Consider the following 25,890-nt stretch of genomic DNA (forward strand, 5'->3'; position numbering starts at 1 on the left):
GGGAAGTGAGATCGGGAGAGTGGCTTCCGGCGCCCGTCGTGGAGAAGATCTGATGACGAAAGCAGTCCAGAAAATCACCCTGTCCCCGTCATGGGATATCCCTTTCGACAAGCTCGTGCTGAGCCAGTCCAACGTGAGGCGTATCAAGGCTGGCGTGTCCGTCGAGGAGCTGGCCGAAGACATCGCCCGCCGCGGGCTCTTGCAAAGCCTGAGCGTGCGGCCCGTGTTGGGTGATGATGGCAGCGAGACCGGCAAGTTCGAAATCCCTGCCGGTGGCCGTCGCTTCCAAGCCTTGTCCTTGCTCGTGAAGCAGAAGCGTTTGGCGAAGACGACGCCCATTCCCTGCGTCGTGCGAGACGCGAGGTCCGACATCCTTGCCGAGGACGATTCCCTTGCAGAAAACATGCAGCGAGTGGCCCTGCACCCGCTCGACCAGTTCCGCGCGTTTGTGGCGCTGCGGGACAAGGGTCAGAGCGATGCAGAGATTGCCGCGGCCTTCTTCGTGACGCCGCAGATCGTGAAGCAACGCCTGAAACTCGCTTCCGTCGCCCCTGCCCTGCTTGAGATCTATGCCGAGGATGGCATGACGCTGGAGCAGCTCATGGCATTCACCGTGAACCCCGATCACGCGCGTCAGGTTCAGGTCTGGGATGTGATCCATTCATCCTGGAACAAGGAGCCATTCCAAATCCGGCGCATGCTGACCGAGACATCGGTCCGGGCGTCCGACCGACGCGCGGTCTTTGTGGGTGTTGAGGCCTATGAAGCGGCGGGCGGCATGATGCTGCATGATCTCTTTCAAGGCGATGACGGCGGTTGGTTTGAGGACCCTGCCCTGCTCGATCGGCTGGTGAGCGAAAAACTCCAGGCGGAGGCTGAGACGGTTGCGGTTGAGGGCTGGAAATGGATCGAGGTCGCACTTGACCTGCCCTACGGCTACAGCCACGGGCTGCGGTCCCTGTCCGGCGATCCAGCACCGATGACGGATGAGGAAGGCGCGGCCCGTGCCAGGCTGCTCGCCGAGTATCGGGCGATGGAGGAGGAGTACGCGGGTCAGGATGAATTGCCTGACGAGATCGACACACGGCTTGGCGTGTTGGAAACGGAGATGGAAAGGATCGAGACCCGGCCGTTGATCTTTGATCCGACAGAGATCGGGCGGGCAGGGGCGTTCGTCACGCTCGACCGCTACGGTGCGCTGGCAGTCTATCGCGGGTATGTGCGTCCAGAGGATGAGCCCGTTGAGGAGACCGCGGTCCAGGATGGTACTGATCCTGCGGTGGCGGGGCAGGGGGATTATCGTGATCTCACCGATGGCCATGGCATTGCCGCTCATGGCGGAACAGTCATCATGTCGGGTGGCCAGCCGATCGGAGCTGACTTGCTGGAGGATGAGGATGGCGGAGCGCTGAAGCCACTGCCTGAGCGGTTGGTCATGGAGTTGACGGCCCACCGGACGCTGGCACTGCGTGAAGCGATCGGGCGCTCGCCGGATGTCGCACTGACGCTGCTGCTTCTGAAGCTGGTGACGGATACCTTCCGCACCTCCTCTGCTTCGGGCAGCTGTCTCGAAGCCTCAGTGCGTCACGTCTACATGTCGGCGCAGGCTCCCGATCTAAAAGACAGCGTTGTGGCCAAGCTGGTCGATGAGCGTCACGCGGAATGGGAAGCCGATCTGCCGCTTGGCGACGATGCAGCGCTCTGGGACTATCTGACGGTCCTCCACCAGGGTAGCCGTCTGGCCTTGCTAGCGCATTGCCTCAGCTTCGGCGTCAACGCGCTGCATGAGAAGGTGAATCCTTATGGGGCAGGCATCTCGGCCAGCGGTCTGACACGTCGCATGGCACATTCCGATCTCGTGGCGCGCGCGACAGGTCTCGATATGGTCGAGGCGGGCTGGGAGCCGACGGTCGACACATATCTCAACCGCGTGCCTAAGGTCCGCATCCTCGAGGCCGTGCGCGAGGCGAAAGGGGAGGGGACTGCCCAGCTTCTCGATCACCTGAAGAAAAGCGAGATGGCCAGTGAAGCCGAGCGCTTGCTGAAAGGCAGCGGCTGGTTGCCCGAGGTCCTGCGCCGTGACGATCTCGTGGCGCTGGACGATGAGGACCATGCCAAAGAGCAGGGGGCGGATGCCGAAGCGGCTGAAAGCGTCAGTGACACTGACCTTCCTGCATTCCTGACAGATGACCTGCCTGCTGATGGCACGTCGATGCTGGCCGCCGAATAACGTGATCCAGCAGGGGCGGGTATTCCGCCCCAAAATCATCCAATAACCGAACAATATCAAAGTGATGAATGCGATTGCTCGCATTCGGAAGGAGGAATCATGTCTGCAACAACCATCATCGACACTGCACCCCTCGGGGCGCTCATTCGTTACACAGACGGCAGCCCCAAGCCGCCGGCGCGCTTCACGAAGAAGCTGGCAGCTTGGGAGCGCTCGAACGGCGTGGGCCGTCTTGTGAAAAAGGAACCAGCCCGGCCTTATCGGACATGGACGGCACCGGCCTCCTTCACGCTGCATGAGGGCAACTTCGCCTCTGAAGGTGTGATCCTCGTGACCATCATGCGCAGCCATTCTGCTGACAGCCCCCTCGTCTTCGAGCTGGCCGAGGAACCGAAGCCCGGGCAGGTGCGCGTGCTCCTCGACTTCGGCGGCAACACCGAGCTGCTGCATCTGGCGGAATCCGTTACCGCAGCCGAGCTCTGGATCGCCAAGGCAGGGTACCGCAACGCGCGGCTTGAAATGGTCGGCGATGAAAGCAACGACAGGGCAGGGGGCGCGGACCTGGCCGCCTGAGCCCAACTGAAACCGAGGGGCCCGCCAAAGCGCGGGCCTCTCATCCATCACAACCTTGTCCCGCGAAGTCGCGGGGCGCCAAAGGAGCCATCCCCAAGCAACAAAGTCTTCAATCAAGAGTTTGGCCGAGAGGCTGGCGGCAAAAGCATCAGCGGGACAACCGGCTCCAGTCGTCAGGGCACCATCCCCCGCTCGCCATTCCCTTCCTTGGCCCGAATCCTGGGCTCAAAATCAACCCACGAGGGGTCGGACTACGGGCAAGCCCGTGCCGCCGGATGGATTCGGGCAAGCCGAACGCACCCGGTGATGTCAGCCAGTCTTCGGGCCTTCGGGGTCCTGTCGCGCGGGGGATGGTCCCCCGCCTCCAAGACAGGAGCCAAACAGATGTCCCGCAAAGATGCACACGCCTTCGCCGCCTCCCTCGCCGCCACGCTCATGGTCTCGATCGTCGTCTTCCAGGCAGGGGATGGATCCTTCGGCGCCGTCCCCGCCGATGAAATCGACGGCGACGAGGTTCAGGTGCTGGTTGAGATCGACCCGTGGGCTTAGGCCCACGGTTACCTCGCCAAGCTCATACGGAGGCGCAGACGCGCCTCTTGCCGCGTCTGCGCGTCGGCGAGGAACTGCGGACGGTCGATGATGCAGCGCCAAACGGCCTGAAGCTGCAGAGATGCCAGTCGCAACGCAACTGCCACAACGCCGAGAATATCGACGTGTCCTGCCCAATGCGGACGTTGACCACGGCCGCTTGACGCAGCACCCGCAGCCCGCACTGCTAACATCTGCCGTTTGCGCTCAAAGCCTGGAGGTTTGAACTCACTTTTCGCGGACATATGCAACTGATCCTTCCTGCATACAATTCCCCCGCCGATGTCGCCGCAACTCAACACTGGCCTGGACAAGCCCGTCGCTTTCTATGAAAAGGTGAGCTCAATGGGCACTTGGGGCGGCGCGAAACCGTGGCATGTCCAAACCTTACATGAACTTGAAGCGGCTACTTTACCACTCGAAGGTGTCCGTTTGATGCCGGAAGCGGGTGGAGCGTTTTTACATCGTCCTCTGTCGAGCGCAACACTTCTGCAAGATCAGATACATCGTAGCCGAGTTCATCAAGGTGAAGCCTGATTATTTCCGGCAGAACAGTTGGCTCCTCCGGTTTGAAATCAAGTTCTGGTGGCTCAGTACGGCGATACCCCATGGAACTTATTTGCCGCCATAGGTACTGACTCTGGTTTGCGGTGATAGCGCCTATTGTCGTTGCTCGCACGAGAAGCGCAGCCATCGAAACATGCCAAATTGGCTTTAAACCCGCGAGCCTTTGAATGGTGAGAGGGCGACCCGAGAGGTGCGAGCGAATATCGCGAGCAGGCATCAGCAGCGCAGCAGCAAATTCGTTCGCCTCATCTTCCATTTCTGGTGATGGGACGCGGTGCATGACGACATGACCAAGTTCATGCGCAAGGCTAAACCGCTGCCGGTCAGCCGGTTGGTTACGGTTCAGGAATATGCACGGGGGCATATCTGCTATCTGGACTGTGAAGCCATCGACTTTCAAAGCAGCAAAGTCGCAATGCACAACAATGCAACCGGCCCGCTCCACCCATCCAACCAAGTCTCGGATTGGACCGCTGGGTGCCAGCCAAGTACGCCGCACGAGTTCGGCAATTCTCGAAGGGTCGCCGTCGTATTCGTCGACGTCCAAACGGGGCAACGCCAACTCTGGCTCAAGGTCGGCTGCATCCAATAACCGCCTGATGTGAAGAATTCTGATATTCAACTCCGCTTCGAGTTGCTCAATAGCTTTCTGACCAACACTTGCACGCTTCCGGTATTGGACACTCATCGGCAAGCCGATGACACGGTCGTTCTGGAAGAAGAAGCTTTGGGGGAAGCCGAGAGTAGCACTTACGGTTCCAAGCACGTCCTCAGTTGGCCCAATAAGTCCGTTTTCAAGTTTAGAGAGGTTCGCTTGCGATACTCCCGAACGGCGAGATAACTCGGATTGACTCCATCCGCGAGCCTGCCGCGCTATACGCAGCAGGTCTTGATTGAAACTGGTATGCATCACTTATCGCGCTGTTTGCGCTCGTCGGATGCGCCTTTAAGTTTGACAATCTTCGCGGCGGGACGCGCTGGTTCCGGCTCGGGCATCGGCAGGGGAATTACCACATCAGCGGCATCCAGCAAACTATACTCCCAAGCAACACGGTTGCCATCACGAGCAACCACACAAATGTCGCTCACAGCTGTTTCCAACTTATTCAGTTTGTAGACGACCTCGACGCGCTGAACTTCCGGCAAGCCAAGCAGATCTTGCTCGTGATTGTGAAAGGCGAGTGCCATCTGCGTGGCAACGTTTGCAGTGCGTCCTGCATCGTCCGCCTTTTTGAACCGGAAAAGAACTTGATCCTGCATCATGAATTTAAGTGTTTCGGTGCCCTCGATGATGTGAACACCATCAAGGTCCGTGAGTTCGGTATGCGCTTTGCCGATGATCTGTTCCCAAACGAAATTCGCACGGCTACGTTTGCAACGCCACACGCCAACGAAATCGCTGGCCATCCAATCATCCCAAGATTCGTGGATTATGGCGACAATCGAGTCGCGGATTTCGTCAATGATCGGCTTGACGACAGCCTGATTTGGAATCGGCATGCTCGGCCCCTATGATTTTGTCGTTAAGATACGGCATGCAATTTACAAAAGCAACGACAAATTATTCACAATTCAATTCTGAGGGTGGTCCTCATGAGGTAGGACCCACTTCTTATCTACATCAATGACCGCTTTTCGCCATCTCTGATGGGCGCTCGAAGGGGCAGGTCAGTCACACCGAGCGCCCAGATGAGGCCGCTACTGTTCTGCGCGGGCGCTAGGCCCGAATGACCGGATCAGGCAAAGCGCAGCCTCGGGCTCTCTGGCCGCAGGGTTGGTGATCTTTCAGCTGATTTCCGGATCACCGACGGTTGTGCCAGCAGCCATCGCGTCCACGGACCACTGCGGTTTACGCCCACGACCGGACCAGGTGATGGCCGGGTTGTCAGATTGCTGGTACTTTGGTGCGACTGGGGCGCGCTTGGGTTTGCTATCTTTCCCGACCAGTTCCGCCAGGCAGTAGCCCATTTCTCTGACCACAGCTTCTACCTTGGCGCGGGCTTCCGCCTTTTGTCGATCCTGTTAGGTGGAGATCGCCTTGGCGACGTCCTTCTGCATTTTGTTCAGCTCGCTAAGCGACAGCGCCTCGAGATCGTAATCAGCCGTATTATGCCTTGTGTACTGAATGTTCCGGTATCGATAGCCCGCCGCGGCATGGGCCCGCAACTCCCGTATACAGGTGGCAGGAGACAAGGGTTTGGTTGATCCATTTTCTCTGCCGCCTGTGTGGGTGCTGGGCTTCGGTTCAGGCAGTCCCGATTGGCAAGATGACAGGGTCTGGCATGGGCTCCCCGCGCCACTCTGACTTCTGTTCCATCCCTTCGACTGACAATCCCCTAATCCCGTTCGGCCTCCTGCGGGCAACCCCGCGTCAGCCCGGGCCGAGTTGGCCGCCTGTGGCGTCCTGCCCGCTCCACCCCGGTCCTTTGGGGGTTTCCGGCGTCCATGCTGTCCACCGTGCACGCGTCACCCGACGGGCTTTTTCAGGGTTTTGTCGAAGGGACGGTCCCGAAGACAGGAAACACAGGAGCTTATCATGCAGAACATCGTCATCCTCGCCGGCAACATCGGTCAGAAACCCGAAACCCGCACCACTCAGGGCGGCACCAACATCACCAACTTCAGCCTCGCTACCTCGCGCCCCCGCCTCTCGGAAGGTCGCGTGCTGCGCGACGACAACGGCTACCGGGTCATGGATACCGAATGGCACCGCATCACCTGCTTCAACGGTCTCGGCAAGACTGTCGCGGAGCATTGCGAAAAGGGCATGAAGGTCCTCGTCCACGGCCGTATCCACTACAGCAAGTGGATCGACAGCATGGGGAACGACCGCTACGGCTGCGAGATCATCGCCGAGAAGGTCGACTTCCTGAGCCGCCCGAAGTCGACCGAGAACGAAAACCCCGAGCTGGTCGACCGCGACGACGAGATCCCGTTCTGAGGAACGGGGTCTCCCCCTCGAGCCCGGCGGGGTTACCCGCCGGGTTCGGCTTACGCGACCTGCCTTCATTTTAGTCACGAAGTGGACCGAATAGTAGACTGGTCACCGTCCCGCCCGAGCAATGCCACATTCGCATGTCGTTGTTGCACAACTTGCTGACTGAGGTGCTGTGTATGAACGAAATGCTTGTCCTGACCCACGCCACTGAGCGTGATATAGACCTACTGCTAGTCGAGGAATTTGCTGCCTCACCTTTGTTCATTTTGGCCATACTAAGATCTATCAGCCTAAGTGAATTGGTAGTTGAGCACGCGTCGGTCATGCACTCCGTGCGCCGCATCCACAGTCGACGCGAGATCGATATTTCGGTTCGGGTGCAGACGAATGCCGGGGATGTCCTGTTGTTGATCGAGAACAAACTCGACACATCTGAACAGCCACGTCAGGCCGAATCCTATCGTGCTGAAGCTGTCGAACAGGCGGCTGGTTATCATCTGGTACGCACGATCCTTGTTTGTCCGCAGGAATATCGCGCTGCAAATGCGGTCTTCGCCGCGGGTTTCGACCATGCAATCAGCTACGAAAGTCTCGCCAAGTTTTTTGAAACCCGCGCCGCTCGTGAGACAGGCGAATTGGGTGGTCGGCTTGCGCATCGCGCTAGCATGATGCGGCAGGCTATCGAAAAACAGCGGCGCGGCTATACTCAGGTTGTCCATCCAGCCAAGCGGCAATTTACGGAACGTTATGTCGCGCTGTTGCGCGAAACCGCACCTGAGCTCGTCCCTGGACCCTCGATGCTGCGCGAAAGCGCCGCCGACAGTGTGACCATGATCTTCGCTCCAGAAACCCTACCGAAATGGACATTCTTGCCGCAGATGCGGATCGTCCATCAGCTTCGCGAGGCAAATGCCAATATCAACTTCTACACGTGGGGCGATCATTTTAATGAACTTGCTGCCCAAATCTCGGCAGATTTGGCCGGAACGGGCATCCGTGCTATCCCAACGGTAAACAAGCGTAACTCAGGGCGCGCCGGTCTCATGCTGGTCGTGCCAACTCCGGCGTTGGACCATTTCACGCCCTTTGATGAGCAGATTGAGTCTGTGCGCACAGGGATTGTCGCAACCCGTTCCTTGCGCGAATGGTTAATCTCACACCAAGACGCTGTGCGTGGCTGGGCTGCACTGGTACCCGACAAAAAGCTCCCCTGATTGGCCTTGCTCTCAGACTGATGGTGGGTATCCGCATTTTTAGAGTCCGAGGAGTGCCGGGTTTCCGGTGACGGGTTGAAGGCTGGGAGAGTGGCTCCCGGCGACCGTTGCAGGAGATATCCGATGAGTGTTGTAGAAGTTTTGGATCCGGTCGCGCCGACGCGTGCTGGTGGCTGGAAAGTGGACGTGAGCCGGGGTGAGCGGAACGGGCGGGTGTCGTCCGAATGGTTCAACCGGCCTGATGACGAGCGGTATCTCTCGCTCGACGATCTCTGGGCCAATGTGAAGGGTCGCTCCGAGCGCAGCCGGAGCCGGGTGGTGCAGACTGCGGACATCCGGGTCGAGGCGGCGCGCGACAACCCCGAACGGTTGCATCTGATGCTGCCGAAAGCGCAAGAGCCTGTTGCGCCAACGCATTGGGCGTTTGGTCAGCTTGCCAGCATTGTTGGCGCTCCGGCGTCCTATCTGCGGCAGTTGCCCGCGCCGCTGGCGGGGATCAACCTGCAGTATGGTCTGACCAACCACCGCGCTGAGCAAGTCAAAACCTTCGAGACGGAAGATGGCCGCACCGAACTGCGCGCCGTGACCGGACCCGACTATGGCCGCATCCACGATTTCGAGCTGGTCGAAGCGGTGCAGCGCATCGCGGGCAATGGCACCGGCGACACGCGCTGGAAGGTGCCGGGCGTGCTCGACTGGTCGACCGGGGTCTACAACCCCGATGTCGAAATCAGCCGCGACACGACCACGCTGTATGCGTCGGACCGCGATGTCTTCCTGTTCCTGGTCGATGATCGCAATCCGATCGAGGCGGGCAAGTTGCCCGATGGCTCCCCCGATATCTACTTCCGGGGCTTTTACTGCTGGAATTCCGAGGTTGGGGCGAAGACCCTCGGCATGGCGAGTTTTTACCTGCGGGCGGTTTGCCAGAACCGCAACCTCTGGGGCGTCGAGGATTTTCAGGAGATCCGGATTCGGCATTCGAAATACGCCGCCTCGCGCTTTGCCCATGAGGCGGCCCCGGCGCTGACGCGGTTTGCCAATTCCTCGCCGCAGGGGTTCGTGAACGGCATCAAGGCCGCGCGGCAGCAGGTCGTGGCGCGCAGCGACGAGGATCGCGCGGATTTCCTGCGCAAGCGGGGGTTCTCAAAGGCCGAGTCTGGCAAGATCATCGAGAAAGTGCTGATGGAGGAGGGCCGCCCGCCGGAAAGCATTTTCGACTTCGTGCAGGGTATCACGCGGCTTGCGCGCGATAAGAGCCAGCAGGACGCCCGGCTCGACATGGAAGGGCGTGCCAAGAAGCTCCTCGACCGGGTCGGCTGACAAAGCGCCCATGCAGCGATCGCCTGATCCCGAGGCGGTCGCTGCACCTTTTTCTCAACATGCACGCCGTTGGCTTTGCCCCGAGAGGGCAGGGGCTTCGGTGCGTGCAATTCAGCGAGACCCCCATGACCCCCCAGGAAGAAACCGTCATCCTCGAAGCCCGTGACATCCTTGGTCGCTATCATCGTGGGTGCCGGGACAGAGCTGAGCCTGCGTGGTCTCGGCAAACTCTGACGCTCTGGCCAAATCTATCGCCGCCGCCCCTTCGAGGAAGAGGGCGGCGGTTTGGTCTTTGACGGATGAAGCGGGGAGAGCGGCTTCCCGCGCCGTTGGAGATACTGCCATGTTTGACCTTCCCCTGCCGATTCAGCCGAGCACACGCCCGATGGGTCCTGTTCCAGGTGCCCTGACCGTTACCCCTGATCCCAGCCTGCCTTTCGCGCTGACGCGGATGAACCGGACGCCCGCGGCCCTGATGTCGGGTACCGCTGCCCCCGTGGTCGTTGAGCGTTTCACGACGCTGGCCGAGGCCATGCAGGGGGCGCTTGAGCATGCAGCGGATAACGGCCCCGATGCAGCGCCGCAGCTTCTGGTGATCCTTGATTGCGACCAGCGTCTGGTTCTTGCCGGGGCCGCGAGCCATGGCGCTGTGGCTTGGTGCCACCCTGTCGCCAATGCTCTTGAGGCGCGGGCCGTCGTGACCGGGGCGGTTCAACTTCGCGCCCAGGCTGTTCGCGCCACTGACTGGCACGAGCCTGAACTGGCGCAGCGGCTGCGTTACCGTGCCGATCTTCTGGATGCCCGCCTTGTCGATCCGCTCTGGCGCGCCTTTGCCGCCCGCGCGCTGCAACTCGCGGCGTTACGGCCGAGAGACAGAGGAGGTCTGGGAGAGGTTTGAGCCTTCGGGGGGCAGAAGAGTGCGCCACCCGGGGGGTCTGACCTGTCCTTACCGAACGGAGATATCCATGACCCAGACTGAACCCACTCTGGCCGCAACGCTGCGGCCTTCCACCGTCGATTTCGGGGCGATCCTTGCCGCACATGCCGAACGCACCGCCCGGATCGAAGCCTTGCGCCCCGGCAACAAGGATCGCCTCTTCGATGGCCTCACGGCCGCCGGCATCACCCATGTCACCGTGACCTTCGACGGCGCCGGAGACAGCGGTCAGATCGAAAGCATCGGCGCTTGGGCGGGCGATACGGCTGTCGATTTCCCCGCTACCGAAATCCCCTATGCCGCGCTGACCTGGGATGACCCCGAGGTAGAGATGCGGCAGCTCTCGCTGGAGGATGTCGTCGAACAACTCGCCTACGACTTCCTCTCCGACACGCATGGCGGCTGGGAGAACAACGACGGCGCCTACGGCGAGTTCTGCTTCGACGCTTCCGCCCGCTGCATCCACCTCGAGTTCAACGAACGTTTCACGTCGTCCGAACTCACCACCCACAATTTCTGAGGGGGTGGCGATGGCACATCCTTATCACCACGCGCTGTCCTCGGTGAAGAAATGGGGCGGCACGGTCGAGGATTACCTCGCCGTGCATGCCTGGTTCGACCAGAGCAAGGAAATCACCGCCGATTTCCGTCACCGGGCGCTGCGCCACCATGCGGAGGGCATCTTCATGGCCGCGACGATTTTTGGGCAGACCCTCACACTCTCGACCGGGCGCATCATCCCGACCCGCTGGGTCGGCGAGCAGCATGTGAAGGAAGACCTCGGCTTCATCCCGAGCTTTGCCGAGTGGGTGAAGGCGATCCGCCCTGAGCCCTGGATGGGCCGGAGCGCGCGTATTGAGGCGCTGGTCGATCCACATCTCGGCTCGCCCGTGGTCGAGGTCGGCTGACATGACTGATCCAGCATACTTGCGCCTAGATCTGTCGCCGACGGCCTCGCCCCAGACAGTTCTGCGCGCGGCGGTCCGGGCGCTGCACCCCGACACGCGCGCCGTACGTAGCTTCCGTACGGCGCGCAAACGCTTCTACCGGCAGATGCTCTGCGCACACGCCGCGCGTCAGGCCGCAGGCGATCCGCCATCCGGCTGATCGCTTTGCCTCATCCCCTTATCTCAATCCAGCGCCCGGCCCCTTGGCCGGGTTTCTCAATCTCAGGAGGTCCCAATGGCGGATTACTTCACTCATTTCTCATGCCTGATCGACGTTGGCAGTGCCGACAAGGCTGCCCGCGCGCTTGCGCTGTTCCAGGAACTGCGCGTTGCGGATCAGGACGCAGACGACCTAGAGGTCGCGGGTTTCACCCTCGTGCATCAGGACGCGCCCGAGGGCAGCACCCTTTGGATCCATGATGACGAGAACGGCGATGTCGAAGCCGTCATCCACTTCGTGCTGTGCCTTGCGGAAGATTTCGATCTCTCCGGCCTCTGGGGGTTTGAATATGCCAACACCTGCTCTCGTGCCCGGCTTGGAGCTTTTGGCGGCGGCGCGCATGTCATCGACCTCGGCAAGCGCACCACGATTGGTTGGACCAACACCAACGAGTGGCTTGCCGCCGCGCTGAACGGGGAGGACGTCGATGCCTGAGATCATCTGCACAACCGTCTACCAGTTCCCCGAGCTTTCCGACGCGGCCAAGGACAAGGCCCGCAGTTGGTATCGCGAACTTGGCCTCCACGACGACTGGTGGGATGCGGTCTATGAGGATTTCGCGCGGGTCTGCGAAATCCTTGGCATCCGCCTGAAGACCACGCCCGTCCGCCCAATGGGCGGCGGCACGCGGCAAAAGCCCTGCATCTGGTTTTCAGGGTTCTGGAGCCAGGGGGATGGCGCCTGTTTTGAAGCATACCTCAGTCACGCCAAGGGCGCTACCGCGCGCATCCAGGACTATGCGCCCCAAGACACAACCTTACACGGTATCGCTGACCGGCTGCAGGCGATCCAGCGGCGCAACTTCTACCAGCTCGCCGCCGAGGTCAGCCACCGTGGCCGCTACTGCCACGAATACACCATGTCGATCGACGTCACGCGCGACAGCCCGACCTGGCAGCCGCCAACCGAGGACGCAGAGGAAGCCGTGACTGAGGCGCTGCGCGATCTGGCCTGCTGGCTCTACCGCCAGCTTGAGGCCGAATACGAACACCTCACCTCGGACGAGGCCATCGAGGACGGCATCATCGTGAACGAATACAGCTTCACCGAAGAAGGGCGGCGGTTCGGGTGAGGACTATCGGGCGATTGACCTGACGAGCGTCACCAGGGGATCAAAGTCGTGCTGATCGGCCGATCTCAGCGCCTCGATATAAGCCGAGCGGTGTGCACTGTCGGCGTTCAGCGTTCCGCCGCCGGACCAGTCGAGGAAGATATCCGGATCGATCTTCGCCAAGTAGGCGTCTGCCACGATTCGGGCCCAACGTCCGTTCCCGTTTGCGAAGGGATGGATCCAGACCAAGCGATGATGAAGGCGCGCAGTTGCTTCCAGCCGATCAAAGCTCTTGTGGTCACTCCAGTAGCGAGCGTCATCGAGGCAGGTGCGTAGCTCGGTCGAAATGTGCCAGACCGGCACGCCGATGTTCTTCTCGGTCAAGCGATAGACGCCCGCCCAATCCCAGACCTCGCCGAAGAGGCGCTTGTGGATGTCGCGGACGGCAGCATCGGTCAGCAGATCGAACGACTTGGATCGTCGGTCGAGCCAAGTCAGACCGGCGATGATGTTCTCGCCTTCGAGCTCGTTCAACTCGCCGCGGGTCGCGATGTGCTTGGCCTTGAGGCCAAGCAATTCGTCCGGTGTCAGGGGCGTCGCTCCAGCGGGTTCATGAAACTCCAGCGTCATTGCCAGAAATCCCGGCGGCCTTCGCGGATGATGTCGGCCGCCAGTTCCTCGACCATCTCGGCCTCGCTGCGCAGCCCCTCGCTTTGCTCTTCGAGCGCCATGTGCGCGCGCGTGCGCTGAATGATGCGGCGGGCTTTTGCGCGCGCTTGCGTCAGGACGATCTCCTCAACCGGGCCCTCGCGTGGGACGATGGCATAGACGACACGTCCGCCCATGGCTTCGGCGATCTTGTCGAGCTGGTTCAGCGAGATCGTTCCCGCCTGCTCATTCTTGATCGATGCGTAAATCGTGTTGCGCGACACATCGAGACGTTCGGCAAGGGCGGGCGCGTTCATCCCGATCGCTTCCTGAAACGTGGCGATCCAGCCGCCGAACGGCTTTGCAAGCGACTTTGCCAAGCTGGCAGCCTGGTTGATCCGGTCTTGGGCCTGACGTTGCTTCGCGCGGGAGACGGACATTTGCCAACCTAGGAGTTTGCATTCGCATGTGTATTGCAATGCAATCGTATGGCAAAGTGTCTACTTAAGCAATATCATAGTTGCGCATAAATTCTTGGTTCGCATTATCACAGATTGGCAGACGCAGTGGTTCTGCCAATCTGTGGTGTGGCCGCAAGCTTGCTCCATGACATGTTCCCAGCACTGTCCGCGCTGATCGGCCCTCTCACGTGTTCCTGTCGACGTCGTCATCCGCATTGTCCGGCGCCTTGCCGTGGGCAGGGCGAAGTCATGGCCTGTGAATTTTAAAAGCTCTATTGGAACAAGAGCCTGTGGGTGCTGGATACTTGGCATGGACATATCGCGCGAGGAGCTTTTTGCGCTCATTGGGGAGAACCCGACCGTGGAGGTCGCGCGTGACATGGGCATCTCGGACGTTGCCGTTGCCAAGCTTTGCGCGCGCCTTCAAGTGCCGAAGCCTCCCCGAGGATACTGGGCGCGCGTAGAAGCAGGCCAAGCGACACCACGTCCTCCGCTTCGTGCATTTCGCGATGAAATCGAGGAGCGCCGGAAAGTCCTCGTGCGACCGCGTCCGGGAGCCGTCGGCCTGTCGCCAACTCAGCGAAAGTTCGTCGATCAGGCGCTTCTGGAGTTCGTGGCAAAGGGGGGCGACCTTGGTACCAAAAAGGTCGTGTCCAACCAGATCAGGGACTTGCCTCCCGAAATCGCCACACAGCTGCTGCTCCTCATCCAGAACCGCTACCTCGCCTGGGTCAAGACTGGAGATGTCGATGTCGCGTTGAGCCATGGGACCGACTGTCTGACGAGATAGAGCGTTGGGGTGAAGAGATCGAGGCTGAACGAGCCGATTTGTGCTGCTCCATTCTCGGCATCGCCTTAGGTGACATCCTGGTTTACTCGCACAAGGGCCAGATCACACGCATACAGGTCTGTCGGACAAGCATGAAGATCACCGATAAGCGGTCATTCTTCACCGTTGAAGGAACGCGGTTTCGGAAGGATGGCACGGCAGGCAAGCGCACCGAGACAATCTGGATCGACTTCTGAAGGAACGCGGTTTCGCTGTTCCGGGATCACTTGTTCCCGTCTATCCACTTCGACATCAGCCCCTTATCGCGGAAACACTCATCCGGCACGGCGCGGCGTTTGATGCGGGCGAGGCGTTCCGCGAAGGCGACCTGCTTTGATGTCGGGCGGCTGTCCTGCGCGCCAGGGTTCATCTTGGCTTGTGCGTCGATCCAGGCGCTCAAGGAGCGCCGATCTTGTTGAACCTCCCAAGGCAGAAGCGTCTGGTTGCGCAGGGCCAGCGATCGCGCATAGGCAATCTGCTTTGGCGTCGCGGGCAGGGCGTAAGTGATGCTTTCCATCGGGGATCCACCTTCATAGCTTGGCTTTGATTATAGAACATAACAGGAACAAAAGCAAGCCGCCTTCGGAAATCATGGGTTTTGAGAGGAAGAGGAGGGCCGGGGAGGGTCAGGCCTGAAGGTGCCCTAAAGAGGGTGTCCTGGCCTGACCCTGTCCCTCATTCCGGAGTTTCCCGATGACCCATCTCGCCCCTTTTGCGTCCGAGCGCGCGCTTGCGCCTGTTGTCCCCATCCCGTCCCCTGATACGGTCGCTGCTATCTTGAGCGTGGCCGAAGCGCTGCAGCCTGATTTGGCGCAGGGCTTCCAGATCGACGCGCTGCGCTTGCGCGTCGAGATGGAGCGCGCCTTTGGCGGCTCCGATGCGGAGGGCGCCTGGGACTGGAAGCTGGCCTATGAGGCGGGCGAGGCTGCGCTGGTCCTGTTTCTGCGGAAATTCGGTCGCGCGCTGCTCGCTCGGGCTGGCTCGCCCGCCGCGTTGCTGCCGATCCTTGCCAAGGTGGCGGACCTCTTGCCTACGCATACGCGGCGGTCGGAGGAGATGGAGCGGTTCCAGCAATTCAGCACACCCCTGCCCATGGGGCTGGCGGCACTTGCTGCCGCACAGATCACACCGCGCGATCTGGTCCTCGAGCCTTCGGCCGGGACCGGGCTTCTGGCGATCCTCGCGGAAATCGCAGGCGGCAGCTTGATGCTCAATGAACTGGCCGACACCCGCGCCGATCTTCTGCGTCGCCTGTTTCCGGGTCGCCCCGTCACGCAGTTTGACGCGGCGCAGATCGACGATCATCTCGACGCGGGCTTGCGCCCGAGCGTCATCCTGATGAACCCGCCGTTCTCGGCTGTGGCCAATGTCGATGGCCGGACGACCGAAGCCACGGCCCGGCATCTGCGATCGGCACTTGCTCGGCTGGCCCCTGGTGGTCGTCTGATTGCGATCACAGGGGCGGGATTCGCGCCCGACGCCCCCGCCTGGGCAGAGACCTTCACCCGCCTGACCGAGACCGCGCATCTGGTGTTCACAGGTGCTGTGTCGGGAGCGGCCTTCGCTAAGCACGGCACCAGCTTTGAAACCCGCTTGTCGGTCTTCGACAAATGCCGGGGCAGTGAGCCGGGCGGCATCACAGCCGATCTGGCGCGCCCGATTTCGCCTGATGTCGCCAGCCTGATGTCGCTGATCACCAGCCATGTCCCGCCCCGCCTCGAACTGGATCAGGTCGCACCAGCAGGGCAGGGCCCTTCTTCCCTCTTCCCGGAAAATCCTGCCCGCACCACGCGCACTGCCATCAGCCCATCGCGTGCGACCCCTGCGGCTCAACCCGCGCGAGTCGCCGCACAAATCCAAGCTGAAGATCTGGCCTACACGCTGCGCGCTGCGACTGAAGACGATGCTAGCGCGCGTCTGTCGGATGCCATTTATGAAACCTTCCGCTTGCAGGCCATCGACATCCCCGGGGCGGAACCGCATCCGACCAAGCTGGTGCAATCGGCGGCCATGGCTTCGGTCGCGCCCCCGAAACCCAGCTATCTCCCGAAGCTGCCGGCCGCCGTCCTGCGCGACGGCCTCCTGTCCGACGCGCAGCTTGAGACCGTGATCTACGCGGGCGAGGCGCATTCCGCGCATCTCGCCGGGTCTTGGTGCGTGGATGAGACCGGCGATATGGTATCTGCCGCGCCCGGTGATGCCCCTGACGCCATCCGCTTCCGCCGTGGCTTCTTCCTCGGCGACGGCACCGGTGCGGGCAAGGGCCGCCAGTCGGCCGGAATTGTTCTGGACAACTGGGCGCAGGGCCGGCGCAAAGCGCTGTGGATTTCCAAAAGCGACAAGCTTCTGGAAGACGCGCAGCGCGACTGGTCGGCCCTTGGCCAAGAACGCCTGCTTGTCACGCCGCTATCGCGCTTCGCCCAAGGCCGTAGCATTCCCCTTTCGGAAGGCATCCTGTTCACCACCTATGCCACGCTGCGCACGGAAGAACGCGGGGCCAAGAAATCCCGCGTCGATCAGATCGTCGACTGGCTGGGGGCTGATTTTGATGGCGTGATCCTGTTTGACGAAAGCCATGCTATGGCCAACGCCGCCGGGTCGAAGGGGGATCGCGGCGATGTCACCGCCTCCCAGCAGGGCAGGGCGGGTCTGCGCCTGCAGCACAGGTTGCCGAATGCCCGCGTGGTTTATGTATCGGCCACCGGGGCAACTTCGGTCCACAATCTGGCCTACGCGCAACGCCTCGGCCTCTGGGGTGGAGAAGATTTCCCCTTCGCAACCCGCGCCGAATTTGTCGAAGCGATTGAGGCCGGTGGCGTCGCCGCGATGGAAGTGCTTGCCCGCGATCTGCGGTCCCTCGGCCTCTATACGGCCCGGTCGCTCTCCTATGACGGCGTCGAATACGAGATGCTGGTCCATGCCCTCACCCCCGAGCAGTGCGGCATCTATAACGATTATGCCGGGGCTTTCGCTATCATCCACAACAACTTGACCGCCGCCATGGAGGCCGCAAACATAACGGGCGAAAGCAGTACGCTGAACCGGCAAGCGAAATCGGCAGCGCGCTCGGCCTTCGAGAGCGCCAAGCAGCGTTTCTTCGGCCACCTCCTCACCTCGATGAAAACCCCCACCCTGATCTCCGCAATCGACTCTGATCTGGCGGCAGGACATTCTGCCGTCATCCAGATTGTTTCGACCGGTGAGGCACTGATGGAACGCCGCCTGTCGGAGATCCCGACCGACGAGTGGAACGACATCCGGGTCGACATCACGCCGCGCGAATACGTCCTGGATTATCTCGCTCATTCCTTCCCGGTGCAGCTCTTCGAGCCCTTCACCGACAGCGAAGGCAACCTCTCTTCCCGCCCTGTGATGCGGGACGGCCACCCCGTGGAATGCCGCGACGCCGTCAATCGCCGCGATGCGCTGATCGAAAAGCTGGCCTCGCTGCCACCCGTGCCGGGGGCACTTGACCAGATCGTTCAGCGTTTCGGCACTGATATTGTGGCGGAAGTCACCGGCCGCTCGCGTCGCATCGTGCGCAAGGGCGAGGGGGCTGCGGCCCGGCTTGTGGTCGAGTCCCGCGCCGGGTCCGCCAATCTGTCCGAGTCTGCAGCCTTCATGGATGACCAGAAGCGTATCCTGATCTTCTCCGAAGCAGGCGGCACGGGTCGCAGCTATCACGCTGATCTCGGGGCAAAGAACCATCGCCTGCGTGTCCATTATCTCCTCGAGCCGGGCTGGAAGGCCGATGCCGCCATCCAAGGCCTTGGCCGTACCAACCGCACCAATCAGGCGCAACCGCCCTTGTTTCGGCCTGTGGCTACAGATGTGAAGGCGGAGAAGCGATTCCTGTCGACTATCGCCCGGCGCCTCGACACGCTCGGCGCCATCACGCGCGGCCAGCGCCAGACCGGCGGGCAGGGGCTGTTCCGGCCCGAGGACAATCTCGAGTCGCCTTACGCCCGCGATGCGATGCGTCAGCTCTACCGCCGCATCTATCGCGGCGATGTGTCGGGTTGCTCGTTGGCAGCGTTCGAAGATGCGACCGGCCTCAGCCTGACCGATGACACCGGATTGAAGGACGATCTGCCGCCGATCACAACCTTCCTCAATCGCCTGCTGGCGCTGACAATCGACATGCAAGCCGTGCTGTTTGCAGCCTTCGAAGAGCTTCTCGACCAGCGGATCGAAGGTGCCATTGCCGCCGGGGTCTATGACCTCGGGCTCGAGACCCTGCGCGCCGAGAGCTTCCGCGTCACCGACGCCCGGGTGATCTACACCCATCCCGGTTCTGGGGCAGAAACCCAGCTGCTGAGCATCGCGGAAAAGCGCCGCAACATGCCGACGTCACTCGCGGATGCGCTGGATTGGCTGGAAGACCCTAACGCGCGGCTTCTGGTTAACAGCCGCTCAGGTCGCGCCGCAGTGCAGGTGCACGCCACCAGCTTGATGTTGGACGACGGCACGATTGAGCCTCGCCTGCGGCTGATCCGCCCAACCGAAGCCAGCACCGTGCCTGCAAAGCTGATGGACGACACGCATTGGCTCGAGGCCGAACGCGCGGCCTTCACCGCCGCCTGGACCGCCGAACTGGCCGAAGTCCCTGAGTTCACGGAATCCACGCTGCATATCGTGGCGGGTTTGCTGCTGCCGATCTGGAAACAGCTTCCCCAAGATGAAACCCGGGTATATCGGCTCCAGACCGATGACGGCCAGCGGATCATCGGTCGTCGTGTCTCGCCGACTTGGGTCGCGACAACGCTCGCCACTGATGCGCCAAAGCTTACGAGCGCGCAGGTCCATGCCCTCGTTCTCGAAGGCAAGACAGTGGTGCGCTTGGCTGAGGGGATGGAACTCCACCGGTCCCGCGTGATCGGGGTGAACCGGATCGAACTGTCGGGCTTCTCGGAGGCCGGCAAGGACCGGCTCAAGGCCGATGGCTTCTTCTCAGAGATCATCAGCTGGAAACTGCGCCTCTTCTGTCCGGTTGATCAGGCCGGCATCGCGGTGCTTGATCGTCTACTTGCACGTTGTTCTGTCACAGGACTACATAATCGCGAAGGGAGCTGATTCATGTATTCTGAGACTGAAGACCTTGTTCGCGATCTGGCAGCAAATGCCGAAAGCGTTTGTCGTGCATACCTTCCCGCCGGGCGGCGGGAAGGGTCCTACTGGATCGTAGGCGATCTGCAGAACAATCCCGGCCGGTCGCTTTTCGTGCGCCTGGCAGGTCCGGCATCCGGGCCGGGCGCGGCTGGAAAGTTCACCGATGGCGCAACAGGCGAGCATGGCGATCTCCTGGACATCATCCGCGAGAGGACAGGGATCTCACGCTTTCCCGATCTTCTGGCCGAGGCCCGCGCGCATCTGGGCCGTCCGCTGCCGGTCTTCCCGGATACGCCTTTGCCGAAGAAGGCCAAGGCCCCCGGTGGCACACCAGCCGCCGCCGCACGCCTGTTCGCGGCGTCGGTGCCGGTCGCAGGCACGCTTGCCGACACCTATCTCCGTTCCCGGAACATCACCCAAGGCGGCGCTAGCCGCGCCCTGCGCTTCCACCCGAAGTGCTGGCATCGGGATGAGGGCCAGACCAAGCCCGTCCCCAGACCGGCGCTGATCGCGGCTGTCACCGATGGGGCAGGGGCCTTGCAGGGTGTGCATCGCACCTGGCTGTCACCTGACGGACAGGGGAAGGCGGAGGTCGAGACGCAGCGGCGAGCTATGGGCCATCTTCTAGGTAATGCCGTCAAGCTGAGCCCACATGAGGACATCCTTGTGGTCGGCGAGGGCATCGAGACCATGCTGTCGCTGTCCGAGGCGGCTCCCGGCCTTCCCGTCTGGGCGGCGCTATCGTCCGGTCACCTCGGGGCGGTCCTGCTGCCGGAGGGGCTGCAGCGCCTCTACATCGCCATTGACCGTGATCCGGCCGGGCAGCGCGCGGGGGAGAGGTTGAGCGCCAGAGCCACAGAGGTAGGTGTTTCCGTGCGGGTGCTGGAACCGCAGCTCGAGGATTTCAACGATGATCTCCGGGCGAACGGCAATGAGGCGCTGCGCCAGCATCTGGCAGAGCAGATCGAGCTTGAGGATCGGCATCGCCTTAAGCTCTGAGCAACGTCGCGCAAGGGGCGGTTCAAGGCTGCGGGGCAGGGTCCCTGCATTCTGGTCGTGGCTCTGGACCGTCGCTTTGCCTCTTCCCGGGTAAATCTCATCCACCCGTCACCCGAGCGGCCTTCAAGAGATGGGCAGGCGGCCGTCAAAGGGGACGCCCCCTCAAGGGCGGCAGGCAAGCTATTTCCGCCGCGGGGACGAGCCCCGCTTTGCATCGCGAAGCAAATAGCTTGCCTGCCGCCCTCCTCCACATGCGTTCCGGCCCCGAAGAGGGGGTGAAGGGGCGTCCCCAGTGACAGCTTTCGCAGCCCATGAAGGCCGCGCGGGATGACGCGCGGACGAGACAGGCCCGGAGGCAAAAACAAATGACGATCCAGACCCACGACGATGCTTATGAACCCGCCCACACCGCATCCCAGACCGCCCATGCGCTCGACGAGTTGCAGCTTTATGGCTTCCGCCCTTTTGATGAGCCCGATCCGCGCCCGATGCCTGATGGGCAGCGCCTTGCAGTTGCCGTCGCTGACATTTTCGATGCCCTCGTCGCAAGCTTGGAAGACACTCGCATGGAACCCGACCTTGAAGAGGTGCTCTGGGGCCAGGTCAACCTCTTCCACCGTGCCACAGCTCGTATCGAGCGGTCGCTGGATGGCAACGAACAGGCGCAGCGCCGGCTCCAGCGGGAGCAGGACGGCTCCGAGGTGAAATCTGTCGAGCTTGAGCGCCTGACGGCCGAAGGCCTGACGCTTATCGAACGGCGCAACTGCATGGACATGATGCGCGATCACGCCGCCACGGAGTTCGTCCATCACACGGGCTCGGCCTGGCGGCCCCGCACTGGCTCGATGGTGAACCGTCAACACATGACCGCAGCGCTGATAGACAGCCGTGACTTCCTGGCTGCCAAGCGCCGCGCGGAAACCGAGGTGATGCTGCCCGCAGGCCCCAAGGTCGCCCTCACCGGCGGGACTGATTTTAACGATCACCGCCTGATCTGGGGCAAGCTCGATCAGGTCCAGACCAAATATTCCGACATGGTCCTGCTTCACGGTGGAAGCCCCAAGGGCGCCGAGCTCATCGCCGCCAAATGGGCCGAAGCCCGGGGCGTCACGCAGGTCGCGTTCAAGCCTGACTGGACCAAGCACGCCAAAGCAGCCCCCTTCAAGCGCAACGACGCAATGTTGGATGTGCTGCCCGTGGGTGTCCTCGTCTTCCCGGGCACGGGGATCCAAGAAAACCTCGCCGACAAGGCCAAGAAGCTGGGTATCCCGGTCATGAAGTTCGAGAAGGGGGCGTGAGCCCCCTTTCCCGTCACGGGAAATCAAGGTGGAACGGCGTGCTTCCACCTGATATCATGGAAGAAAGCCTGCTGGATCACGATATGTTCGATACCGTCGCTCAACTTGAGGTGTTCCCGACCGACCTGCAGATGCGTCGGGTCGATCCCGCTCTCAATATGCGGCGTTTCTATCGCCTGAGCGTGCAGCCGGACCTGTTCGGTGGCGCCACGCTTGTGCGTGAGTGGGGGCGTATCGGATTCCGTGGACAGATGATGGTCGAGCAGCATCCGGATGAGGGGCGCGCGGTGACCGCGCTGATGAGGCTCGCGGCGGTGAAGCGACGGCGCGGGTACGAAACGCATTTGAACAGTTGAGATTAGCCTTCAATCAATGCCCAGCTTGTGGAAAAATACCCGGTTCCGCATTTCGGCATCGCGGAGCACTTTGTCCCAGCTCAAAACCTCCATGTACAACCTGATATTTCCAAACCATTGGAACCAACCCATGCCGTCAGGCATCGGCGTGAACTGCTTTTCTTTTTCGAGCCATTTCTTGACCTTCTCGGTCGTCTCGCACATCACGTACCCATAAAAAGGCGTGTTATCAGCAACTTGAATAGGCCGTCCCTTTGGAGTTCTGTACCGCCCCTCTCGCACGCTGTTCACATATCGGATGATCTGTTGTACCGGGTCCTCCTTAGACGAAGGGTTCACAAAATCATCGCGACCCGGCTTCTTAAATTCGAATACGGATATGGGATTGCTTGCTACGTTATCCCCTCTGAAAAGAACTGGCGTGTCAAAGACAAGCACGTCAGGCCGCTCAGATGTTCCACCATCAAGAGGCTTGTCAGAATTGACAAAATTCGTGAAGTTCAACCGCTCGTCAATAATCCACAGATTATGATCTTCGAGTGCTGTTGAAATTGAATCGCCTTTTCTGGGGAAGATGATGTCGTGGACGGTTGCCTCAGACGGATATTTCTTGTCGTCCCCCAGTTCAAAGCTCCGCGCGAATAATGTGAGCACGTGTTTGCGCAGGGCGATGTAGTGAATGAGGTCGTTGCGACTTGTCTTCGAAATCTGGCCTAGAATCTGCGGCAGTCCATCTTCCAAGCTACTGGCGTCTGTTTCACTGATTATACGCTCGACTTGCTGGCGGATTGATACTTCCTGCTTGAACTTCTCCTTTTGAAAAACTTCTTCGATCTGCTCCGGAGAAGGGTTGTAAGGCATTGGTGTCAGATCGATGTCTTCTGCGATCGTCCGGTGCCAAGGAGCAACCGATTCCACGTATTCCCGGACCTGCTTTTGCTTCTTCTCCTGACGGGCCGTAATCTCTCCACCAAGGGCGTCGCGGGCAACATGTGCCGCGGCTCGTTCGATATCGGACTGTGAAACAGGGTGAAGTAGATCGTCGTACTTCGGGAACTCAAACCCACCGCGCTCGACGGAAACGCTGGCATCCAAGTATGAACCGAAAACATATGCCTTAACGATATAGTTTCGGTCACGATCATCTTGCTCGCCGGATTTCTCATCAAAAAATTCGTCGATAAATTCTGGAACGTAGTGATGAATAGCGGTATCTGTCACTTCGCGGCGGTCCGCCACCAGGCTGATTTTGCTGCGCTGGCTGCGCGGAGCGAATAGCTTGAAAACCCGAACCTTGAAAAGCTCTGGCCTTTCAGCATCTCCAAGATGGATTTCGCCGTTCGTCAAGGAAATTTCCTGGATCATCGCGGCGAGCTGATTGCTTACGAAATCGTTCAAGACAATGCGGTCGGTGCCGTCGATCTCAGAAATCCTGACTTCCGGGCATTGGTAGTCGTTGTCGATAAAATACGGCAAAAGCCTCTCGACGAGGGTTCGAGCGATAGTCTTGATTTGCTTGTCGGAAAATCCTCGCCCCTTGACCTTCCGCATCGTCACACGGGAACCAATTTCGCCTTCGGGGCAGTCCTCAAGTTTTTCGTCGACAATGATATCGGTCTTTTTGCCCATCCTGAACGACCGCTTTTTCCGACCGTCTTGGTCCTCAAAAACACTTTCGACGGCCAAGTCTTCAAAATACTTGAGGCAAGTGAAGCGGCCAAATCCCTTACCACCCTGTTCGATTTTGTGATCGGTATAGAGCGTATCAAAGGACTCGCGGTTTTCGTAATTGAAGCCGATGCCGTTGTCGGTGACCGTGAAGCTCTCAACTGGGGGTTTTCCCCCCTCCAGCTCCTCTTGTGCTACCCGGTGGACCAACACGTCGACGCGACCGTTTTTTTCAGGTCCGGCTTCGATTGCTTGTATTGCATTTACAATGGTTTCGACCAGCGGAGTATAGACATTTGTGCCAGAGCGAATGTTCTCAACAGCTCGGAGGACGTTGACATTGCTCATATTCGGATCTCCGCATCAGGGTTTCCGGAAGCCAGCGCATTCAACCAGGCAAGACAAAGTTCACGGCTTCGGAACGCCCCAAACGCCTCTTCCTCCTGCCGCTCAATAATAGGGAAAGTGGAATAGATGTACCGTACCTCATCGCGGTCGGTGACCCCATAGAGGTGGAAGAACAATGCGTCGAGCTTTGCGCGGAGCATCAAACGTCGATCATCGTCCCATTTGAAAGGCGGAAAGACCGCGCCTGCCTCGTCCACATGGCCCAAATCGCGCGCAAAATCAGAGATGTCACGTGAGGTGTAGGTGAGTTCCACGACAGCATCGCTCACAATCTGCGCCGCGGTCTTGTCCCCAAATCGCGTGGACTGGAATCGATCAGGCGGAATGACTGGGAGCTGTTCAAGGATATACCAACTTGCATGATTGCTCAGGATTTTCGTCCTAGCGATGAAATCGACCATCGTGCTGTTCAGGGACGCGGCCAAAATGGCCTGCGCCTCTGCACGTTCCCTCGGATCTTCTATTTCAACACGCAGTATTGGCAGCGTATGTCCGGCACCGAAGGCTGGAATGATGCAGGAAATCAGGGATCGGGTGTTGGTTGTTGATGTGACGTCCTTGATTGCCAGCTCTACGCGAAGGTCGCCGGGATCAAGGACGAAGTAACGTGGCGCTATCACGTGGCTGGGATCATGCCGTTGTTCGTCCGTAATCGCAGCACCCTGTCCGCCGCGATGCAGATTGGCGTCGACAGTCGTGACGCCAGATGCACGATGATCGAAGCCTTGCACCATTTTGCCCTCATAGAGCGGCACCCAGCTGCCCTGGGCACTGCCCCATACGCCACCGTGTTCTGGCCAAGCGCCTTCTTTCTCCTGAAGTTCCTCGGTGGTCCGAAACTGGTCGGAGGAATTCGCCATGTCGTACATGCGAACATATTTCACCGGCCAAACTTTGACTTCTGTACCCGAGGAACGGTTCACCAGAACGGGAAAGCGTTCATAGATTTCTGTGGCGATCTGCCGGTCGCGTGCGGCGCGGTAAACTGGAGCTGTCTTCGAGTTCGGGTTCACGTGCCTGAAATGATCGACGCCCATGCTGAACACTTTGCTCGGGTCATTCAGTTCGGCGATATCACGAACGAATGTAGCAAAGCGGCATTCGTCAAAGGTTTTCTCGCCGCCGGAAAACACCAGGACGCTGAACTTGAAGCGGTAATAGACATCGGGGAAGAAAAGTGGCCCCTCCGCACGCTTGTTGAAGAAATCAAAATAGCATGACGCGGCATGTCCCTCGATCAGCCGCGAAAAGAATTCCTGAGAGCTTGTTTCTGTCGCGATGCCAGAAGGGATAAGAAGCCCGACGATCCCGCCTGGAGCAATGATGCTTTGCGCCCGTTCCACAAACAGCGAGTTGAAATTTGTGTCGCCGCCAGACAAGAGCGGATAGTCGCCTCCCTTGCGCGCCATGCGGCTTGTCGTCTCTGCACGTGCATTGGCCTTTTCGAATTCCTGCGCGAGCGGATCACCGGTCTTTTGTAGCTTTGCGATCATGGTTTTGCGATCAGCAGCACGTGATGCACGGGC

At 60.4% G+C, this 25,890-nt stretch carries 23 protein-coding genes and 2 pseudogenes; 17 read left to right on the forward strand and 8 right to left on the reverse strand.

Annotated features, from left to right (window positions below; all coding sequences use genetic code 11):
- Window positions 1-52: 52 nt before the first annotated feature.
- The 3 genes from Q1A06_RS17585 (at window position 53) to Q1A06_RS17595 (ending at window position 3,352) form a co-directional block, all read left to right on the forward strand.
- Window positions 53-2,230: a ParB/RepB/Spo0J family partition protein gene (locus tag Q1A06_RS17585; RefSeq protein WP_299566678.1), complete on the forward strand. Its 2,178-nt coding sequence runs from the start codon at window positions 53-55 to the stop codon at window positions 2,228-2,230.
- 99 nt (window positions 2,231-2,329) lie between these two features.
- A complete protein-coding gene (locus Q1A06_RS17590) occupies window positions 2,330-2,803 on the forward strand; it encodes a hypothetical protein (protein WP_299566680.1) in 474 nt (157 codons plus the stop codon).
- Between the two features lie 384 nt (window positions 2,804-3,187).
- Complete coding sequence (locus Q1A06_RS17595) at window positions 3,188-3,352, forward strand: hypothetical protein (protein ID WP_165595903.1); 165 nt, start codon at window positions 3,188-3,190, stop codon at window positions 3,350-3,352.
- A gap of 445 nt (window positions 3,353-3,797) precedes the next feature.
- On the opposite strand, the gene Q1A06_RS17600 is transcribed toward Q1A06_RS17595, so the two are convergent.
- The 3 genes and pseudogenes from Q1A06_RS17600 to Q1A06_RS17610 all read right to left on the reverse strand — a co-directional run.
- Window positions 3,798-4,868 (reverse strand): ImmA/IrrE family metallo-endopeptidase, encoded by a 1,071-nt coding sequence (locus tag Q1A06_RS17600; RefSeq protein WP_299566686.1) that lies wholly within the window; start codon window positions 4,866-4,868, stop codon window positions 3,798-3,800.
- Window positions 4,868-5,458: a hypothetical protein gene (locus Q1A06_RS17605; protein WP_299566688.1), complete on the reverse strand. Its 591-nt coding sequence runs from the start codon at window positions 5,456-5,458 to the stop codon at window positions 4,868-4,870. The genes Q1A06_RS17600 and Q1A06_RS17605 overlap by 1 nt, the downstream gene beginning before the upstream one ends.
- A 285-nt stretch (window positions 5,459-5,743) precedes the next feature.
- Window positions 5,744-5,965, reverse strand: a pseudogene (locus Q1A06_RS17610) (H-NS histone family protein); the annotation flags it as partial.
- A gap of 529 nt (window positions 5,966-6,494) precedes the next feature.
- Here Q1A06_RS17610 and Q1A06_RS17615 point away from each other — a divergent pair.
- From Q1A06_RS17615 to Q1A06_RS17655, 9 genes are all read left to right on the forward strand, one after another.
- A complete protein-coding gene (locus tag Q1A06_RS17615; RefSeq protein WP_092891860.1) occupies window positions 6,495-6,899 on the forward strand; it encodes a single-stranded DNA-binding protein in 405 nt (134 codons plus the stop codon).
- 173 nt (window positions 6,900-7,072) lie between these two features.
- Window positions 7,073-8,110 (forward strand): PD-(D/E)XK nuclease family protein, encoded by a 1,038-nt coding sequence (locus tag Q1A06_RS17620; RefSeq protein WP_299566692.1) that lies wholly within the window; start codon window positions 7,073-7,075, stop codon window positions 8,108-8,110.
- 123 nt (window positions 8,111-8,233) lie between these two features.
- Window positions 8,234-9,433, forward strand: a complete 1,200-nt coding sequence (locus Q1A06_RS17625) for a DUF932 domain-containing protein (protein WP_299566694.1) — start codon at window positions 8,234-8,236, stop codon at window positions 9,431-9,433.
- A gap of 343 nt (window positions 9,434-9,776) precedes the next feature.
- On the forward strand, window positions 9,777-10,331 hold the full coding sequence (locus Q1A06_RS17630; protein ID WP_299566696.1) for a DNA repair protein RadC: 555 nt from the start codon (window positions 9,777-9,779) through the stop codon (window positions 10,329-10,331).
- A gap of 67 nt (window positions 10,332-10,398) precedes the next feature.
- Complete coding sequence (locus Q1A06_RS17635; RefSeq protein WP_299566698.1) at window positions 10,399-10,890, forward strand: DUF6878 family protein; 492 nt, start codon at window positions 10,399-10,401, stop codon at window positions 10,888-10,890.
- Between the two features lie 10 nt (window positions 10,891-10,900).
- Window positions 10,901-11,278, forward strand: coding sequence for a hypothetical protein (locus tag Q1A06_RS17640; protein ID WP_299566700.1), 378 nt, complete (start codon window positions 10,901-10,903; stop codon window positions 11,276-11,278).
- A 1-nt stretch (window position 11,279) separates the two neighbouring features.
- The gene (locus Q1A06_RS17645; RefSeq protein WP_299566702.1) at window positions 11,280-11,477 is read left to right on the forward strand and encodes a hypothetical protein; all 198 of its coding nucleotides are present in this window, start codon (window positions 11,280-11,282) and stop codon (window positions 11,475-11,477) included.
- Between the two features lie 75 nt (window positions 11,478-11,552).
- Window positions 11,553-11,972, forward strand: coding sequence for a hypothetical protein (locus Q1A06_RS17650; protein WP_299566704.1), 420 nt, complete (start codon window positions 11,553-11,555; stop codon window positions 11,970-11,972).
- Complete coding sequence (locus tag Q1A06_RS17655; RefSeq protein ID WP_299566706.1) at window positions 11,965-12,609, forward strand: antitoxin of toxin-antitoxin stability system; 645 nt, start codon at window positions 11,965-11,967, stop codon at window positions 12,607-12,609. The genes Q1A06_RS17650 and Q1A06_RS17655 overlap by 8 nt, the downstream gene beginning before the upstream one ends.
- 3 nt (window positions 12,610-12,612) lie before the next feature.
- Here the strand turns inward: Q1A06_RS17655 and Q1A06_RS17660 are convergent, their stop codons facing one another.
- Both Q1A06_RS17660 and Q1A06_RS17665 read right to left on the reverse strand, forming a co-directional pair.
- Window positions 12,613-13,218, reverse strand: a complete 606-nt coding sequence (locus tag Q1A06_RS17660; protein ID WP_299566707.1) for a mobile mystery protein B — start codon at window positions 13,216-13,218, stop codon at window positions 12,613-12,615.
- A complete protein-coding gene (locus Q1A06_RS17665) occupies window positions 13,215-13,676 on the reverse strand; it encodes a hypothetical protein (RefSeq protein ID WP_299566709.1) in 462 nt (153 codons plus the stop codon). Before Q1A06_RS17665 ends, Q1A06_RS17660 begins: the two co-directional genes overlap by 4 nt.
- 331 nt (window positions 13,677-14,007) lie before the next feature.
- Here Q1A06_RS17665 and Q1A06_RS17670 point away from each other — a divergent pair, with 331 nt between their 5' ends.
- Window positions 14,008-14,487 (forward strand): hypothetical protein, encoded by a 480-nt coding sequence (locus Q1A06_RS17670; RefSeq protein WP_299566711.1) that lies wholly within the window; start codon window positions 14,008-14,010, stop codon window positions 14,485-14,487.
- A 262-nt stretch (window positions 14,488-14,749) separates the two neighbouring features.
- Here the strand turns inward: Q1A06_RS17670 and Q1A06_RS17675 are convergent, their stop codons facing one another.
- A complete protein-coding gene (locus tag Q1A06_RS17675) occupies window positions 14,750-15,043 on the reverse strand; it encodes a hypothetical protein (protein WP_299566713.1) in 294 nt (97 codons plus the stop codon).
- A gap of 176 nt (window positions 15,044-15,219) precedes the next feature.
- Between Q1A06_RS17675 and Q1A06_RS17680 the strand changes: the two genes are divergently transcribed.
- From Q1A06_RS17680 to Q1A06_RS17695, 4 genes are all read left to right on the forward strand, one after another.
- Window positions 15,220-19,599 (forward strand): strawberry notch family protein, encoded by a 4,380-nt coding sequence (locus Q1A06_RS17680; RefSeq protein ID WP_299566715.1) that lies wholly within the window; start codon window positions 15,220-15,222, stop codon window positions 19,597-19,599.
- Between the two features lie 3 nt (window positions 19,600-19,602).
- Entirely contained in the window at window positions 19,603-20,634 is a 1,032-nt protein-coding gene (locus tag Q1A06_RS17685; protein ID WP_299566717.1) for a toprim domain-containing protein, read from the forward strand.
- 365 nt (window positions 20,635-20,999) lie between these two features.
- Window positions 21,000-21,932, forward strand: a complete 933-nt coding sequence (locus tag Q1A06_RS17690) for a DUF2493 domain-containing protein (protein ID WP_299566719.1) — start codon at window positions 21,000-21,002, stop codon at window positions 21,930-21,932.
- Window positions 21,933-22,015: 83 nt separating this feature from the next.
- A complete protein-coding gene (locus Q1A06_RS17695) occupies window positions 22,016-22,288 on the forward strand; it encodes a WGR domain-containing protein (protein ID WP_299566747.1) in 273 nt (90 codons plus the stop codon).
- 9 nt (window positions 22,289-22,297) lie between these two features.
- Here the strand turns inward: Q1A06_RS17695 and Q1A06_RS17700 are convergent, their stop codons facing one another.
- Together Q1A06_RS17700 and Q1A06_RS17705 are read right to left on the reverse strand one after the other, a co-directional pair.
- Window positions 22,298-24,304 (reverse strand): ATP-binding protein, encoded by a 2,007-nt coding sequence (locus Q1A06_RS17700; protein WP_299566721.1) that lies wholly within the window; start codon window positions 24,302-24,304, stop codon window positions 22,298-22,300.
- Window positions 24,301-25,890, reverse strand: a pseudogene (locus Q1A06_RS17705) (restriction endonuclease); the annotation flags it as partial. The pseudogene Q1A06_RS17705 and the gene Q1A06_RS17700, both read right to left, overlap by 4 nt.

The organism is uncultured Sulfitobacter sp. (genome assembly GCF_947497275.1).
Taxonomy (GTDB): domain Bacteria; phylum Pseudomonadota; class Alphaproteobacteria; order Rhodobacterales; family Rhodobacteraceae; genus Sulfitobacter.